Annotated in this window: 16 protein-coding genes; 9 read left to right on the forward strand and 7 right to left on the reverse strand. The window is 51.9% G+C overall.

What is annotated here, in order from left to right; genetic code table 11:
• Nucleotides 1-56: 56 nt before the first annotated feature.
• Nucleotides 57-668, reverse strand: coding sequence for a DUF3043 domain-containing protein (locus ACN082_RS04725; protein ID WP_419099691.1), 612 nt, complete (start codon nucleotides 666-668; stop codon nucleotides 57-59).
• 56 nt (nucleotides 669-724) lie between these two features.
• On the opposite strand from ACN082_RS04725, the gene ACN082_RS04730 reads away from it, so the two are divergent.
• The 5 genes from ACN082_RS04730 (at nucleotide 725) to ACN082_RS04750 (ending at nucleotide 5,771) form a co-directional block, all read left to right on the forward strand.
• Entirely contained in the window at nucleotides 725-2,119 is a 1,395-nt protein-coding gene (locus ACN082_RS04730; RefSeq protein WP_419099692.1) for a M20/M25/M40 family metallo-hydrolase, read from the forward strand.
• Nucleotides 2,120-2,205: 86 nt separating this feature from the next.
• Nucleotides 2,206-2,562 (forward strand): HesB/IscA family protein, encoded by a 357-nt coding sequence (locus tag ACN082_RS04735; protein WP_419099693.1) that lies wholly within the window; start codon nucleotides 2,206-2,208, stop codon nucleotides 2,560-2,562.
• 217 nt (nucleotides 2,563-2,779) lie between these two features.
• Nucleotides 2,780-3,649, forward strand: coding sequence for a cytochrome c oxidase subunit II (gene coxB / locus ACN082_RS04740; RefSeq protein ID WP_419099694.1), 870 nt, complete (start codon nucleotides 2,780-2,782; stop codon nucleotides 3,647-3,649).
• Nucleotides 3,650-3,659: 10 nt separating this feature from the next.
• Nucleotides 3,660-5,360: a cytochrome c oxidase subunit I gene (ctaD, locus tag ACN082_RS04745; RefSeq protein ID WP_419099695.1), complete on the forward strand. Its 1,701-nt coding sequence runs from the start codon at nucleotides 3,660-3,662 to the stop codon at nucleotides 5,358-5,360.
• 9 nt (nucleotides 5,361-5,369) lie between these two features.
• Nucleotides 5,370-5,771: a cytochrome c oxidase subunit 4 gene (locus tag ACN082_RS04750; protein ID WP_419099696.1), complete on the forward strand. Its 402-nt coding sequence runs from the start codon at nucleotides 5,370-5,372 to the stop codon at nucleotides 5,769-5,771.
• 856 nt (nucleotides 5,772-6,627) lie between these two features.
• On the opposite strand, the gene ACN082_RS04755 is transcribed toward ACN082_RS04750, so the two are convergent.
• Genes ACN082_RS04755 through ACN082_RS04770 form a run of 4 tightly spaced genes read right to left on the reverse strand, consistent with a single transcriptional unit; the run spans nucleotide 6,628 to nucleotide 10,916 of the window.
• On the reverse strand, nucleotides 6,628-8,292 hold the full coding sequence (locus ACN082_RS04755; RefSeq protein WP_419099697.1) for a cytochrome b: 1,665 nt from the start codon (nucleotides 8,290-8,292) through the stop codon (nucleotides 6,628-6,630).
• Entirely contained in the window at nucleotides 8,292-9,380 is a 1,089-nt protein-coding gene (locus ACN082_RS04760) for a Rieske 2Fe-2S domain-containing protein (RefSeq protein WP_419099698.1), read from the reverse strand. The genes ACN082_RS04755 and ACN082_RS04760 overlap by 1 nt, the downstream gene beginning before the upstream one ends.
• Before the next feature lie 49 nt (nucleotides 9,381-9,429).
• On the reverse strand, nucleotides 9,430-10,224 hold the full coding sequence (locus ACN082_RS04765; protein ID WP_419099699.1) for a c-type cytochrome: 795 nt from the start codon (nucleotides 10,222-10,224) through the stop codon (nucleotides 9,430-9,432).
• Nucleotides 10,225-10,277: 53 nt separating this feature from the next.
• Nucleotides 10,278-10,916, reverse strand: a complete 639-nt coding sequence (locus ACN082_RS04770; RefSeq protein ID WP_419099700.1) for a cytochrome c oxidase subunit 3 — start codon at nucleotides 10,914-10,916, stop codon at nucleotides 10,278-10,280.
• 243 nt (nucleotides 10,917-11,159) lie between these two features.
• Between ACN082_RS04770 and trpD the strand changes: the two genes are divergently transcribed.
• A complete protein-coding gene (gene trpD, locus ACN082_RS04775; protein ID WP_419099701.1) occupies nucleotides 11,160-12,200 on the forward strand; it encodes an anthranilate phosphoribosyltransferase in 1,041 nt (346 codons plus the stop codon).
• A 54-nt stretch (nucleotides 12,201-12,254) separates the two neighbouring features.
• On the opposite strand, the gene ACN082_RS04780 is transcribed toward trpD, so the two are convergent.
• Nucleotides 12,255-12,638 carry a DUF3054 domain-containing protein gene (locus ACN082_RS04780; protein WP_419099702.1) on the reverse strand — a complete coding sequence of 128 codons (384 nt, stop codon included), beginning with the start codon at nucleotides 12,636-12,638 and terminating at the stop codon, nucleotides 12,255-12,257.
• A 242-nt stretch (nucleotides 12,639-12,880) separates the two neighbouring features.
• On the opposite strand from ACN082_RS04780, the gene ACN082_RS04785 reads away from it, so the two are divergent.
• From ACN082_RS04785 to ACN082_RS04795, 3 genes are all read left to right on the forward strand, one after another.
• Nucleotides 12,881-13,324 carry an NfeD family protein gene (locus ACN082_RS04785; RefSeq protein WP_419099703.1) on the forward strand — a complete coding sequence of 148 codons (444 nt, stop codon included), beginning with the start codon at nucleotides 12,881-12,883 and terminating at the stop codon, nucleotides 13,322-13,324.
• 54 nt (nucleotides 13,325-13,378) lie between these two features.
• Entirely contained in the window at nucleotides 13,379-14,509 is a 1,131-nt protein-coding gene (locus tag ACN082_RS04790) for an SPFH domain-containing protein (protein WP_419099704.1), read from the forward strand.
• A gap of 101 nt (nucleotides 14,510-14,610) precedes the next feature.
• A complete protein-coding gene (locus ACN082_RS04795; protein ID WP_419099705.1) occupies nucleotides 14,611-14,949 on the forward strand; it encodes an RNA polymerase-binding protein RbpA in 339 nt (112 codons plus the stop codon).
• Nucleotides 14,950-15,035: 86 nt separating this feature from the next.
• Here ACN082_RS04795 and ACN082_RS04800 read toward each other — a convergent pair whose 3' ends face one another.
• A complete protein-coding gene (locus tag ACN082_RS04800) occupies nucleotides 15,036-15,770 on the reverse strand; it encodes a polyprenol monophosphomannose synthase (RefSeq protein ID WP_419099706.1) in 735 nt (244 codons plus the stop codon).
• Between the last annotated feature and the right edge of the window lie 27 nt (nucleotides 15,771-15,797).

The following is a 15,797-nucleotide window of genomic DNA, read 5'->3' on the forward strand; positions in this document are numbered from 1 at the left end:
GATAAAGGGCCGCTACCGAGTGGTTAGCGGCCCTTCTCATGCGCCTGTGAGCTCTATTAGCTGGGGTAGTTTCCTCGTTCTACCTGCGGTTTAGGCAGGCGGAACCTACGAATCATCATGGTGCGGTTGAAAGCGTAAAGACCAGAACGAGGTTCAAGAGTGGTGAATTTTTCGGTTAGCTTTTTCTTGAGCTTGCGCCACATGATGAAGTAATCGAGGATCCACAGCAGAAGCATTGCCCACATGAGTAGAGCGGTTAAATGCTGTGTAGCGGGAACTATCAATCCGATAATGAAAATCAACAGGATGACAATCAGCATAAAATCACCTACGTTGAAACGGGCATCAACGTAGTCACGAATGTAGCGACGCTGGGGGCCACGATCGTTAACCGGGAGGTAGCGTTCATCCCCGGTCTGAAGGGCCTGTTGCTGCTTAGCCCGGAATTCACGCTCTGCGGCGCGCTGAGCCTCTTTCGCGGCCTTCCGGTCAGCGGGAACGAGAGGGTTCTTACGCGCAGCTTCACGTTCCTTACGTGATGGGGTAGGGCGTCCCTTCGGTGGCGTGTATTTTGCGGGCTTGTTATCTTTGTCGCTTGCGGCGGGGGGAGCGGAGTCAATTGCTGCGGCATCCGCTGTTTCTACTGATTTCTTATTTCGTCCAAACACCCCTTAAGAATAGCAAGTTGTTCAAAGTTATAGTGGCTCGGCGTATTCTGGGATACATGACAACAACATGTTTTAATTTTTCGGCACGTGATGAACTAGCTCGCTTCATTGATGAGCGATTCGAGCAATATGTCCAGGAGCTGACAGAACTAGTAGCTATTCCTTCGGTGGCTTGGGAATCTTTTGATTTGGATGAAGTTGCTCGGAGCGCTCAGAAGGTTCAGGAGCTTGCGCTTGACGCTGGCTTTGACTCGGCAGAGGTTCTGACAGCTACCTACGGTAAGGGGCAGCAGGGCATGCCCGCAGTTCTAGCTTCGAAGTCTGCCGCCCCGGGCTACCCCACTTTTGTTCTCTACGCCCACCACGATGTCCAACCTGCCGGTGATCTCGAACTCTGGGAGACAGAACCTTTTAAGGCTCAGCAAAAGGGGGATAGACTTTTTGGGCGTGGGGCAGCCGATGACAAGGCTGGAGTTATCGCCCATCTGGCCGCTTTTAGAGCTGTGAAAGCAGTCTTGGGCGATGATTTTAGAGCCGGCGTCACCCTCTTTATTGAAGGTGAAGAAGAAGCGGGTTCACCCAGTTTCGATAGTTTCATTGCAACTTACCGTGAGAAGCTCTCAGGTGACTATATTGTCGTGGCAGACTCAGCCAACTGGCGGGCAGGAGTTCCTGCTCTCACGGTGGGTCTGCGAGGTGTTGCAAGCGGTGATATCTCGGTGAAGGTTAGTGACCATGCCGTTCACTCAGGGGTATTCGGTGGGCCCCTTCTCGACGCGAATACGGTTCTTATTCAGTTGCTTGCCACCCTCCATGACCCTCAAGGTTCGGTTGCAGTTGAAGGTTTAATCTCTTCCCCTGAACTTGAGGTTGAATATTCTGAAGAAGATTTTAGGGCGGATTCGGGTATCGTCAAGTCGATGAAACTTGCTGGTAAGGGCTCTATTACTTCACGCCTGTGGTCCCAGCCGGCTATTTCAGTCATCGGCATGGACATCACTCCTGTATCTGAAGCAGCCAATACTCTTGCGGCGACTGCTAAAGCAAGGATTAGCGTTCGTCTTGCGCCAGGCCAGGACCCAGCAGCTGCTCACTCTGCTTTGGCACGACACTGTGCAGAAAATAACCTGTTTGGGGCTGAGATTACATACAGTGCTGTAGATTCTGGACGCCCGTATAAGGGTGAAGTTGATGGTGACGGTGCTCAGCTCGCGCTGGCGTCCTTCGCCCAAGCCTGGGGGGTGGAACCTGTTAAAACCGGCTTAGGAGGGTCCATTCCTTTTATCGCGACACTCACTGAGGTTTTCCCCAGCGCCCAGATTCTCATCACAGGTATTGAAGACCCCGACACTCGGGCCCACAGCGCCAATGAGTCGCTCTTTTTGCCAGACTTCAAAAAAGCCATCCTGGCTGAAGCGCTGATGATTTCCTCCCAATGTCTTGACTGCTAACAGTTGACCTGTCTGCGAACAGGTCGCCCAAAATTTAATAAAGGCGTAAGATAAAGGCAAATTAGTCGAATGAAAGGATTCATGGAATGACTGAAACAGTTTCCACGGAACTTCCCACCCACGGTGTCAATCTCACGGAGGTTGCTGCTGACAAAGTCCGCAGCTTGCTCGAGCAGGAGGGGCGCACTGATTTAAGACTGCGCATCGCAGTTCAACCCGGCGGTTGCTCTGGTCTGATTTACCAGCTCTATTTTGACGAGCGAGTTCTTGATGGCGATGCTGTCCGTGACTTCGATGGGGTAGAGGTTATCGTGGACCGCATGAGCGTGCCTTATCTTGATGGTTCAACTATCGATTTTGAAGACACTATTCAGAAGCAGGGCTTCTCCATCGATAACCCTAACGCTCAGGGATCATGTGCTTGTGGAGATTCTTTCCACTAAGTCTTGCTTGTTTACCAGGAGGGGCACACCGTGGGTGCGCCCCTCTTTCTGCTTTTAATAGTGAAATACTTGTGAAATGACACGTTGCTTAGGTGACAGATTGTCACTTTTTACGCCCATTTGAGGGTAAGCTCGTAATGAAAGATTTAACACCTGGATTCTTGCTGTCCATACACAGCACCGGGTGGCACGCACATCGCTACAGGAAGGGCCGTCTGTGAGTTCGCAGCATCGAACCAGCAGCAAGGGGCTGAAGGGCAAGGCACTTGTCCTTGCCACAGCAGCTTCTGCGCTGCTCTTGACCGGTTGTTCAGAACAGGCAAAGGTGGGCTGGCTGCCCACCAGGCGTGGTGTTACCGATAACGCAAATACCATCATGGAGCTCTGGATTGGTGCCTGGATCGCTGCACTGGCAGTTGGTCTGGTCACCTGGGGTCTCATGATTTGGTGCCTTATCGCCTACCGTCGCCGCAAGTACGAAACCGGTTATCCTCGCCAGGTGAGCTATCACCTTCCCCTGGAAATTTTCTACACCGCAATCCCCATCATCTTGATTGTCAGCTTCTTCACCTTCTCCGATAAAGCGGAGCGTGAGATTACTGCTCCCAAGTCGGATGTTGCTGACGTAACTATTGAGGTTTACGGTAAGCAGTGGTCCTGGGACTTCAACTACATCGACGAAAATGTCTACTTTGCTGGTGTTCAGGCTCGCCTAGATAAGGAAGGCCAGGTAGGAGTTGAGGAAACACTCCCCACTCTCTACCTGCCCGTGGATTCAACCGTGGATATTCAGCTTAAGTCTCATGATGTCGTTCACTCATTCTGGGTACCCGCCTTCCTTGAGAAGCGCGACACCATCCCCGGTATGACTAACCACATGTACTTCACCACCGGTAGCGAGCCTGGCACCTACCAGGGTAAGTGCGCCGAACTCTGTGGGGAATACCACTCAGAGATGCTGTTCAACGTGAAGGTAGTCAGCCAGAAAGACTACGACGCTTACATCCAGTCACTGAGGGATTCCGGTCAAGAAGGCCGCCTCGGTGATGAGCAAAACCGTAACCCTAACATGAACACCAACCAGTAAGAGGTGACCCGTGACTACTCTTGAGTACTCAGCGGAGACAACCGGTAGTGTTGTTCCGCGGGTGGTTCCCAAGTCAAAGGGACGCATCATCGTCAATTGGCTGACTTCCACCGACCACAAAACAATCGGGTACATGTACCTGATTGCAGCATTTATTTTCTTCTGCTTAGCCGGTGTCATGGCTCTACTCATGCGCCTTGAGCTTTACTCACCCGGTATGCAGCTCTTGCAGACTAAGGAACAGTTCAACCAGCTGTTTACCATGCACGGCACGCTCATGCTGCTGATGTTTGGCACGCCTCTGTTCACTGGTTTCGCAAACGTACTGGTTCCGCTTCATATCGGTGCCCCTGACGTTGCTTTCCCTCGTTTGAACTCCCTGGCCTTCTGGTTCTTCCTGTTTGGATCTTTGGTAGCTATTGCAGGCTTCCTGACCCCTCAGGGCGCTGCTTCGTTCGGCTGGTTTGCTTATGCACCTCTGAACAGCACCACCTACAGCCCTAGCGTAGGTGGCGATCTCTGGATCTTTGGCCTGGCACTGCAGGGCTTCGGTACCATCATGGGTGGCGTCAACTTCTTGACAACCATTCTGTGCATGCGTGCGCCCGGTATGACCATGTGGCGTATGTCGGTGTTCACCTGGACCACACTGATTACCGCAATTCTCATCATCATGATCTTCCCGCCGCTTGCATCTGCTCTGTTTGCGCTCGGCATGGATCGTCGCCTCGGTGGCCACATCTTTGACCCTGAAAACGGTGGTGCCGTTCTCTGGCAGCACCTGTTCTGGTTCTTCGGTCACCCTGAGGTTTACGTTCTGGCACTGCCTTTCTTTGGCATTGTCTCTGAAATTATCCCGGTATTCTCTCGTAAGCCGATTTTTGGTTACAAGGGCCTGATTTTCGCAACCATTACCATCGCCGCTCTCTCTGTTACCGTGTGGGCTCACCACATGTACGTTACTGGCGCTGTCATGTTGCCCTTCTTCTCCTTCATGACCATGCTGATTGGTATCCCCACCGGTGTTAAATTCTTCAACTGGATTGGCACTATGTGGCAGGGGTCAATTACCTTCGAGACCCCTATGCTCTGGGTTGTTGGCTTCCTGATTACCTTCCTCTTCGGCGGTATCACCGGTATTATCCTGGCCACCCCTCCGCTGGACTTCCACCTGTCGGATTCTTACTTCGTGGTTGCTCACTTCCACTACGTAATTTTCGGTACCTTGGTGTTCGGCATGTTTGCTGCTCTCTACTTCTGGTGGCCTAAGTTTACTGGCAAGATGCTCAATGAACGTCTGGGAAAGATTCACTTCTGGTTGCTGTTCATTGGCTTCCACACCACCTTCCTTGTTCAGCACTGGCTGGGCGTTGATGGCATGCCTCGTCGTTACGCCGACTACATGCCTGAGGATGGTTTCACCTGGATGAACCAGCTTTCAACTTTTGGCTCAATGATTCTTGCTGTCTCCATGATCCCTTGGTTCTGGAATGTCTTTACAACTGCTCGCTCAGGCAGGCGTGTTGAGGTCGATGACCCTTGGGGCTTTGGAGGTTCCTTGGAGTGGGCAACTTCTTGCCCTCCTCCACGCCATAACTTTACGGCTCTACCCCGTATCCGTTCAGAACGCCCGGCGCTGGATCTTCATCATCCCGAGCTATCAACCAATCACGATATTGCTGCGGCTGCCCGCCAGGCTACCGAGCGATAGGAGACATGCGTGAAACTTCTAGGTAATATTTTTGGGCTGATCGGTGTCTTCCTCATTCCTGTCGGTATCGTCTATGGTGTGATGACTGACTTCACTGAGTGGGCTGGCTTCCCAGCCATCCTGGCTACTGCGGTCATGTGCTTGTTCCTGTGGTTCTTTCTCAAGTTCACAGATAAGCGGCATCCCGATATGCCCTATGAAAACCTTGAGGGTGAGATTGCAGATGGCGCTGGTGACTATGGTTTCTACTCACCGTGGTCATGGTGGCCTCTCTTCATCGGCGCTGCTTGCACCATTGTTGTAGTCGGTCTGGCAATTGACTGGTGGATTGTTCTCCTGGCCATTCCTTTTGCTGCTACCGCTGTTATTGGTTGGGTCTATGAGTACAACCGTGGCGATCACGCTCACTAAGGGCCAATAGGTCATAAAAGTAAGGCGGAGCCCATATCTGAAAAGATATGGGCTCCGCTTTTATGTGTTTGGTACTTTCCTGTCGGGGGGAGTAGTGATGGTAGCTGGCTTGAAAATCTAGCGGGAGAGCGCTGATGAGAAGGTTTGATTCCCTGCAAGTGGTGTATTGAAGCCATGTTAGATCTGTGCGAGGTTGCCGGTGCGCCTGGGGGCAAGTTCCCCCCTGTATTGTTTGGTTTTTCTTTTTACCTTCTGGGGGATACGGAGTCCTTAGCTCTTAGCTTCAATTGATTAGAGTTTTATGACTACCTTTCGCCAGATAGAGCTGGTTGTCTAGCCGTATGGGCCTATCTAGTAGGGGCGAATTGAAAACCTCGCTAAGGGGCTCCAACTCTAGTGCAATCCTATGCAGGAGGCTTTTGGCATGCTCACCAGGCTAAGCGACGCCCAGAACAGCCCAGAACAGCCCAGAACAGCCCAGAACAGCCCAGAACAGCCCAGAACAGCCCAGAACAGCCCAGAACAGCCCAGAACAGCCCAGAACAGCCCAGAACAGCCCAGAACAGCCCAGAAGGCATCTTCGCGCCCAAGGAGCTTGTGTGGCAGCAAGACACACCGTCTCTGAGACAAACTGTTTTTCAAACAGATCACTCATGATCCGAGCACTAAGGTTTGCGCCCATCTATTGAGCTTCCAGTATTGCTTCCAGGCATAGGGGAGTAGCCGGGGTTATACCCTCAATAAGCCCCTTGAGGCACACCAGCAGAGAAAGCTCGTCCGCTACAGATTAAACCGCTTTAAACAAATGTGGGGCACCCGCATAAGCGGATGCCCCACACCTAACTACAACCTATATTTACTTTTCGATTGATTCTGCAGAGCTAGCGGTCACAGCATGATCGCCGTGATGCTCATGGTGAGCAGCTTCTAGTTCTGTGGGGGTGACGGCAAGAACGCGGTCTTCGAACCAAATCTTTGAGATGCCTGAACGCAACTTCTCAATCGGGCTGATCTTACCCTTCTTATTGGGCTGAGCAGGAATTGGTGCAGGTGACTCAAAGGAAACCAGCTCGTAGCGGCGGTATTCATCAATAGGCTTGTGAACCTCAATGAACTCGCCGTGGGGCAGCTGAACAACCTTACCTGTTTCAACACCATGCAGAACCAGCTCACGGTCTTTACGCTGAAGCGACAGGCAAATGCGCTGAGTGAGCAGGAACCCAATAATGGGGCCCAGGACAAAGGAGGCACGCAACCAATAGGCCACATCGTTGAGTGAGACATGGAAATGGGTTGCAATGAGGTCCGAGCTTGCAGCAATCATGAGGGATGAGTAGGCAGTAATACCAGCTACACCACAAGCTGTTCTGAACGGGGCATTCCGGGGGCGATCAAGGATGTTGTGAACACGATCGTCTTTGGTAACCCAGCGTTCAATCCAGGGCCAGAAGACCATGGCCATCATGACGGAACCTGCCATCAAGGCAAAGGGGAGAAGAACATTGAGAACCCAGGTTCCACCAAGGAACTCAAACTCCCAGGGCCAGGGCCAGACCCCGGGCCACAGGCGAAGAGCGCCATCGCCGAAGCCGACATACCAGTCAGGCTGGGTTCCTGCCTGTACAGGTGAGGGATCGTAGGGGCCGTAGTTCCAGATAGCGTTGATGGTAAAGGTCGCGCCCAGGAAGGCAATGATACCGAAAACGATGAAGAAGAAACCGCCAGCCTTTGCTGCATAAACAGGACCGACAGGGAAGCCAACGACATTGTTTTCAGTCCGGCCAGGACCAGGGTACTGGGTGTGCTTATGAAGTACAACCATGAACATGTGAATGGCAACCAGCAAGAGGAGCATAGCTGGGATGATCATGATGTGTAGGCTGTAAAGTCGACCGATTACGGCATCGCCGGGGAACTCTCCACCGAAGAAGAAAAGAGAGATGTAAGTACCAACCAGAGGTATGGACTTGAAGATACCGTCGATGATCCTCAAACCATTGCCCGAAAGAACATCGTCAGGCAAGGAGTAGCCGGTAAAGCCTGCGAGAATGCCGATGATCAGCAGGACAGTTCCTATAACCCAGTTTAGTTCACGGGGGCGTCGGAAGGCGCCGGTGAAAAAGACACGTAGCATGTGTACTGACATAGCCATCATAAACATCAGAGCCGCCCAGTGGTGGATCTGACGCATGAGGAGTCCACCGCGGATATCAAAGGAGATATCCAGGGCAGAGGCGTAGGCTGCAGACATGTGCGTGCCCTTCATGGGCACATAGGAACCATCGTAGGTTACGGACACCATGGTGGGGTTGAAAAAGAAGGTCAGAAAGGTTCCCGAAATAATCAGGATTACTAGGCTGTAAAGGGCAACCTCACCGAACATAAATGACCAGTGATCTGGGAAGATCTTACGGCCGAACTCCTTGATGATGCCGGAGGCACCAACCCGCTGGTCGACATATTGAGCGATCTTTCCCGTTGAGGTTTTTGCCTTGTAGTCATTTTGCAATGAAGTAGACATTACGCTTCACCTGCCATTTCCTTGATTTGCTGTGCGCGTTCCCAGTAGCCGGGGCCTACGGGTTCATGGAAATCGCTTTGAGCGATTAGGTAGCCTTCTTCATCAACTGCGATGGGCAGCTGAGGTAGGGCGTGACCTGCCGGACCGAATACAACCTCGCACTCATTTGCCGCATCGAAGGTCGACTGGTGGCAGGGGCAGAGTAGATGATGGGTCCGCTGTTCATAGAGCGCGATAGGGCAGCCGACGTGCGTACAAACCTTTGAGTAGGCAATAATGCCATCGACGTTCCAGTCCTCGCGGCCCGGGGACACGTTGAGCTCGTCAGGATCTAGGCGCATCAGTAGCACTACTGCTTTTGCCTTCTCTTCAAGATATCCATTTTCATGAGAAAGGCTTGACAGGGTCTCAGGCAGTACGTGGTAGGCGGAGCCTAGAGTGACATCGGAAGCCTTGATAGGCGTACCCGAGGGGTCGCGCACAAGGCGAACACCCTTATCCCACAGTGTGTACTTCAGTACTGAAGGATCAGCCGGGCCCAAGTCCCGGAACAGGGTGACGAATGTCAGGGGAGCGAGGATTACAGAGCCGATGAGTGTGTTTCGAAGAAGCGGGCGTCGTTTGATGCCTGATTCCTCGATCACAGTTTCAACGATTTCCTGTGCCTCAGCTCGATCCTCCTCAGAGGTGACTGCATGACGCTCTTCGACCATTTCATGGTCGGGCATGAGCGAGCGTGCCCAGTGGACGATACCGATGCCGATACCGAACATGGCAAATGCGATGCCTAGACCCAGCAGGAGGTTCTGCAGGCGAAGCATGTTGTTTGCTTCGGGGTTCATGACATCGTAGAAGTTGCCGGTTACCTCAATCCCGAAGTAGCCGAACCAAAAGAGCAGTGAACCCAGCATTGAGATGACGAATAGTAGAACTACCTGTCGCTCAGCACCTTTAGCTTTTTTGGGATCGACGTCGGTGAGTCGCGGAGCATGCGGGGGAAGCCCCGGGTTGGGGAACTTCTCCTTACTTGCCTCTTGAGAGGTAACTACGGCAGCATTTTCGTGTGCGCCGTCACTATGGTTTCCCATGTGTTGCCTCAAATCTTCCTTGGTACGAAATTAATGTGTGTGCGTGAGCTTATGCAGCTCGTGAAGTTAGCCAGAGGGTAAAAGCAATAACAATGACCAGGCCAAGTGTCCAGATGAGCAGACCCTCGGATACCGGGCCGAGTGAGCCAAGCTTGAAACCGCCAACAGATGCGTTAACTTCCTGAGACTTCAGGTAAGTAATGACATCGCGCTTTTCTTCAGGGGTGATGTTTGCATCGTTAAATACAGGCATGTTTTGAGGGCCAGTTTCCATGGCCTCGTAGATATGCTGCTCGGATACGCCCATCAGGGTAGGTGCAAACTTACCGCGGGTTAGAGCACCACCAACGCCTGCAGCGTTGTGGCACATTGCGCAGTTAGCAAGGAACACCTTTGAACCGTTAGCTGCATCGCCCTGCGATACGTCCAGGTATTCAGCTTCGGGGATAGTGGGGCCAGCACCCAGCGAAGCTACGTAAGCAGCAAGCTGCTTGGTCTGCTTTTCATTAAACTGGCCAGGCTTCATTTGAGCCTGCACGCCCTGCATCTGCATAGGCATACGACCTGTGCCGACCTGGAAGTCAACGGCTGCAGCGCCAACACCAATCAGGCTGGGTCCGTCAACAGAACCCTCGGCGTTTGTGCCGTGGCAGGTAGCGCAGTTAGCCAAAAACAGCTTCTGCCCAGCATCAATATCATCACTGGTGTAAGTCGTGCTTGTTGCAGCCTGTGCTTCGTTGGTAGCCGTTGCAACAGAGTACAGGCCTCCAGAAAGAATCAGCGCGAGAGCAAGCAAGACGAGAGCTGCAAGCGGATGGCGTCGCTTTTGAGAAAGTGCCTTCACGTCGTTGTTCCTTAGTGTGTGTGCTATTTGGGATTATTTTTAGCGGTTACCGGTTACTTGAGGAAGTAGACAACAAGGAACAGAACGATCCAGACGACGTCTACAAAGTGCCAGTAGTAAGAAACAACGATTGCTGAAGTTGCTTCGTAATGACCAAAACGCTTTGCTACATAAGCACGGCCAATGATGAGCAAAAATGCGATAAGGCCGCCGGTAACGTGTAGCGCGTGGAAACCGGTGGTGATGTAGAAAGCTGAACCGTAGGCGCTTGAAGCGATGGTCATGCCTTCAGCTACGAGATTTGCGTATTCGAAGGCCTGAACAGAAACGAAGAAGGCGCCCATGATGAAGGTCAAGAGGAACCATTCAACCATGCCCCATTCGCGGATGTTGAAAAGTGATCCGGTACGACGGGGCTTGAGCTGTTCAGCTTTAAATACACCAAACTGGCAGGTAACAGAACTCAAGACCAACACGATGGTGTTGGCAAGAGCTAGCGGGACTTCAAGGTGCACGGAGTTCTCGGCCCAAATATCGGGTCGAGACGCACGCAGAGTGAAGTACATTGCGAACAGGCCGGCAAAAAACATGACCTCAGAAGCGAGCCAAACAACGGTGCCTACAGCTACCTGGTTGGGTCGATTAAGAGTGGCATGAGCCGACTTACTTGGAGTATGGGTTGCAGTTGTCACATAGACATTATGTCTGTAAAACAGCCCTTGAACCAACAGGAGAGGGGGTTTAGGGGTAGGTGTGTTGTAAATCTTGCGCTTACCCCTGCATTTCTGGGGCTTTCATCACGAGATATCAGACACATTGTCTGTAAAACTCGCGTAACCATGCCGCATCAGAGAGCCCCACAGCTTCTATTTACCTGTTCCTTAATCCATAGAGGGTAGAAGGCTTAGCTAGCTGATATACGTAGAATAAGGAGCATGACACCCAATATCACCTGGAAACAGATACTCACCAAGCTCATAGCCCATCAAGAGCTTGAACCGTTTGAAGTTGCTTGGGCCATGGATCAGATGATGGAGGGTGAAACTCCAGAAGGCATACTGGCTGCATTTCTTATTGGACTTCACGTTAAAGGCGAGACTTCTGCAGAGCTTAATGCTTTAGCGGAGGGAATGCTTGATAAGGCTCACCCCATTGAAGTCACCCACAAGGCAGTTGATATTGTAGGAACCGGTGGCGATCAACAAAATACCGTCAATATATCCACTATGGCCTCGTTAGTTGTGGCAGGTTCCGGTATTCCGGTTATCAAGCATGGCAACAGGGCATCGTCTTCAATGAGCGGAAGCGCGGATGTGCTCTCCGAGCTTGGTATAAATCTAGACCTTAAGATTAAGGATGTTGCAGGAGCCTTGGATTCGGCTGGTATTACATTCTTATTCGCACAGGTATTTCACCCATCAATGCGTTACCTAGCACCCGTTAGGCGGGCACTCGGGGTTCCATGCGCATTCAACTATCTAGGCCCCATGACCAATCCCGCAAAAGTGCGGTCTTCTGCTATTGGTGTTTCCAACCAGGCTATGGCCCAGAAGATGGCCCAGGTCTTTGCCAATCGCGGCAATCATGCGCTTATTTTTAGGGGCGGAGACGGCCTCGATGAAATTACTATTACAGGTAAGTCCTACGGTTTTGAAGCCGTCGATGGGGGAGTGAAGCCCCTAGAAATCGATCCCACTGAATTTGGTTTCAAGCTTGGCAGACTGGAAGATCTACGAGGTGGTGACGCAAAATATAACGCTCAGGTAGTACGTGAGACACTGGGCGGACACCCCGGGCCAATCCTGGATGCCGTTATTCTCAATGCAGCAGCGGGAATCGTTGCCTTCCATAAAGTAGACGATCAACCCTTCAGCCAGCGATTCGAAGCTGCACTAGAGCAAGCCAGGGAGTCTATTGGATCAGGCAAAGCCACTGATACTCTCGATCGCTGGATATCTTATAGCCAGGCCCAGTAGAGCAAGAGCAAGGCCCCGAGTTACACTCGGGGCCTTGCTGCTGTGTGCCTGAGTCTATTGCTTGCGGCGCAGAGCCAGCAAAATACAGCGCCACCCAACTAAAAATAGGAGAAGTGTAACCGCTGAAACGATGATAAAGGGTATTGCGGCGGTGTCTCCAAACGAGAGGCGCAATCCAAGGCCCAAGACCAAGGTGGTTACCCAGAGCATGAAGCCTTCTAAAATAAGGGGCAGTTGCCTGCGGGTTTTGACAGCCCAAACACCAACATGACCAGCAAGCACGGCCAGCACAAAAGGCAAGGCGGTTACCGGGAGTTTACTCAGGGTTTCCTGATGGCTGGTCAAACCAATCGCAACGAAAAGAAGAACCAAGACAAAATCAATTCCGAGCCGAGTTAGCTGAGAAAAATATTTACCTGAATTGACAGAACTTAACATGGTTACCACTGTAACCTATCAAGCTATCTCAAAGCTGAGGAAGTCGGTGTAGGGCAGGGTCTAGGTCACCCAGGGGAGCTTTTCAAGCTTTACTTTACATAATGTATATTATCGGCTCTATGAAAACATCAATTTGAACCCTAACTTCAGTCAATTTTCGGCGTCATATTAGGCACGACTGTTGGTATCCTTCCAGGTTTTGAGGAGAATAGAAGGACTATAGGTAACGCAGGAGAAAATACATGATCGAGTGGTTTGCTCAGCATCTATGGGCCTTCTGGCTCTTGGTTGCAATCCTTCTGGCTATCATTGAAATCCTCATGCTGGATTTCGTTTTTCTCATGATGGCTATTTCTGCACTTACTGCTGCAGGTCTTTCGCCTTTCCTTGATTCATTTGTAGGCCAAGTTGTCCTATTTGCCCTCGTGAGTATTGGCTTACTCCTTGGGCTTCGGCCTCCGCTGATTCGGAAGTTCCACCAGAGCTCACCAGATACGCCGATGAACACAGCAGGCTTGGTTGGCGCCCAGGCCCTAATAACCCAGACAGTCACTACCGACAGCGGGCTTGCAATGATTTATGGCGATATTTGGACCGCGCGCCCGGCTTCAGCAGAAAAGATTCTGCCTGAGGGCTCTAAAGCAACTGTTACAGAAATTCGGGGCGCCACAGCATATTTATCTTAAGACAGTTTCATTAAACACTAGCTAACAATTAAACCTTTACTGGAAGGTAAGAAATTGACTGCACCACTACTCACAACGGGCTTCATCCTGACGGCCCTCGTTGTCCTCGTACTCATTATTCTTCTTAAAGCTGTCCGCATTATTCCGCAGGCACGCGCTGGGATTGTTGAAAGGCTGGGCAAATATCACACGACCCTTACCCCCGGTTTCCATGTCACCGTCCCTTTTATCGATCGTGTCTTACCCCTGATCGACTTGCGTGAACAGGTTGTCTCTTTCCCCTCGCAGTCAGTCATTACCGAAGATAATCTGGTTGTAGGTATCGACACCGTGGTCTACTTCCAGGTAACCGACCCCAAGGCAGCAACCTACGAAATCACCAACTACATCCACGCTGTCGATGAGCTCACCAGCGCCACCCTCCGTAACGTCGTTGGCGGGCTCAATCTTGAACAAACACTGACTTCGCGAGACAAAATCAACGCTGAGCTCCGTGGAGTACTTGATAACACCACCGGACGCTGGGGCATCCGCGTCTCCCGTGTTGACATCAAAGAGATTCAGCCCCCTCACTCCATTCAGGACTCCATGGAAAAGCAGATGCGCGCTGAGCGTGATCGCCGCGCTGCAATTCTGACCGCTGAAGGTCAGAAGCAGTCTCAGATTCTGACTGCTGAAGGTGATTCCCGCGCTGCAATTCTACGAGCCGAAGGCGCCAAGCAGTCACAGATTCTGACCGCTGAGGGCGATGCCAAGGCAGCTATTCTGCGTGCTGACGGTGAAGCCCAGGCTATTCAGAAGGTCTTCCGTGCAATTCATGCTTCAAACCCCAGCCAGAAACTCCTGACTTACCAGTACCTCCAGACCCTGCCCAAGCTAGCCGAGGGCGATGCAAATAAGCTGTGGTTTATCCCCACTGAGCTGGGGGATGCACTCCGTGGAATCGGTAAGGCATTCAACCCTGATGCCGGGAACGATCAGGACACTGCGACAGCTGAAGAAGAGGGAGCTACTCCCCCATCTTCACCATTGATTGACACCCCGGTTATTAAGGTCACCCCGGAGGATCTTAACCCCAATCTGGATAAGCTCGATAGCGGCCTGGACGATGTTATCGATGAGATTTCACAGGATGGAGCAGAATCATCTCTTGGCGCAACCGATATACCTAACGCTTCACACTAAACGGAAGCTATAATGGATACTCGGTCTGTTGGTTTCTAGCCGGTCTATAGACCGGCTAGAAACCAACAAACAATTAAGATCACCGTTCTTGGAGGAAAAAAATGAGCGATCGCAGCCTGCGCGGTATGCGCCTGGGTTCACAATCCATGGAAACCGAATCAGGTGTGGAGCCCGCTCCTCGCCAGCGCGTTGAGTACCGCACTGAAAACGGTGAGCGTGTTTTCGTTACTTTCTCACAGGAAGCCGAGATTCCCGCGACCTGGACTGCTAAGTCAGGCAAAGAAGCGCACCTAGTTTCTGGCGACGGCAAGGTTGAAGAAAGTGCTGATAAGCCCATTAGGACTCACTGGGATATGCTCCTTGAGCGTCGCAGCGTAGAAGAGTTAGAAGAAACTCTACAACGGCGTCTTGACGTCTACAGAGAGCGTCACTCCCTATAAATAGATTTCTTCTCAAGATGAGGAAGGGCCCCACCGGGTAAGTTCGGTGGGGCCCTTCTCATCTTTATTCCGTGAAAAGCTCTTCCTTATTTCTTGATAAGTTTGCGGATACGCTCAGCCCTGGCAGTCAGACCCCAGCGGGTTACCTTAGTCATTGAGTCAAGGATGATGTTACCGTCCATCTTGGAGCTACCGATTTCTCGTTCCACGAAGGTGATAGGAACCTCAACAATTTTAAGCCCGGCTTGCTCGGAGCGCCAGGCCAGGTCAACCTGGAAAACATAACCTTTAGAGTCAATCCCCTCAAGGTTAAGACCTTTCAGAGCCCCGCTCTTATAGGCGCGATAACCTGCTGTGATGTCTTTGATTTTGGTACCCAGAATCAAACGGGTGTAGATGTTTGCACCCCGTGAGAGAATCTGCCGGTGCGCCGGCCAGTTCTTGGTCTTTCCGCCGGGAACGTAGCGGGACCCAATAGCTAAATCTGCGCCCTGCTCAATGGCTCGCAGAAGGAGAGGAAGCTGTTCAGGCTGGTGGGAGCAATCAGCGTCCATTTCGATTAGGACGTCATACCCTGCTTCAAGGCCCCAGGCAAAACCGGCTAGGTATGCCCCACCCAGCCCGTCCTTTACTGTGCGGTGCAGGACCTTGATCTGGTGATCTTTCTCGGCCATGGAGTCAGCTAGGTCACCGGTGCCATCGGGGCTACTATCATCGACGACGAGGACATCGCAGGCAGGTACAGCAGCGCGAAGGCGCTCCACCACCATGGGAAGGTTTTCCTTCTCATTGTAGGTTGGGATAATAGTCAAAACTCGCATGCGGTCTCCTTATGCTGGCCTGCGGAA

The organism is Rothia sp. CCM 9417, from assembly GCF_048513575.1.
Taxonomy (GTDB): Bacteria; Actinomycetota; Actinomycetes; order Actinomycetales; family Micrococcaceae; genus Rothia.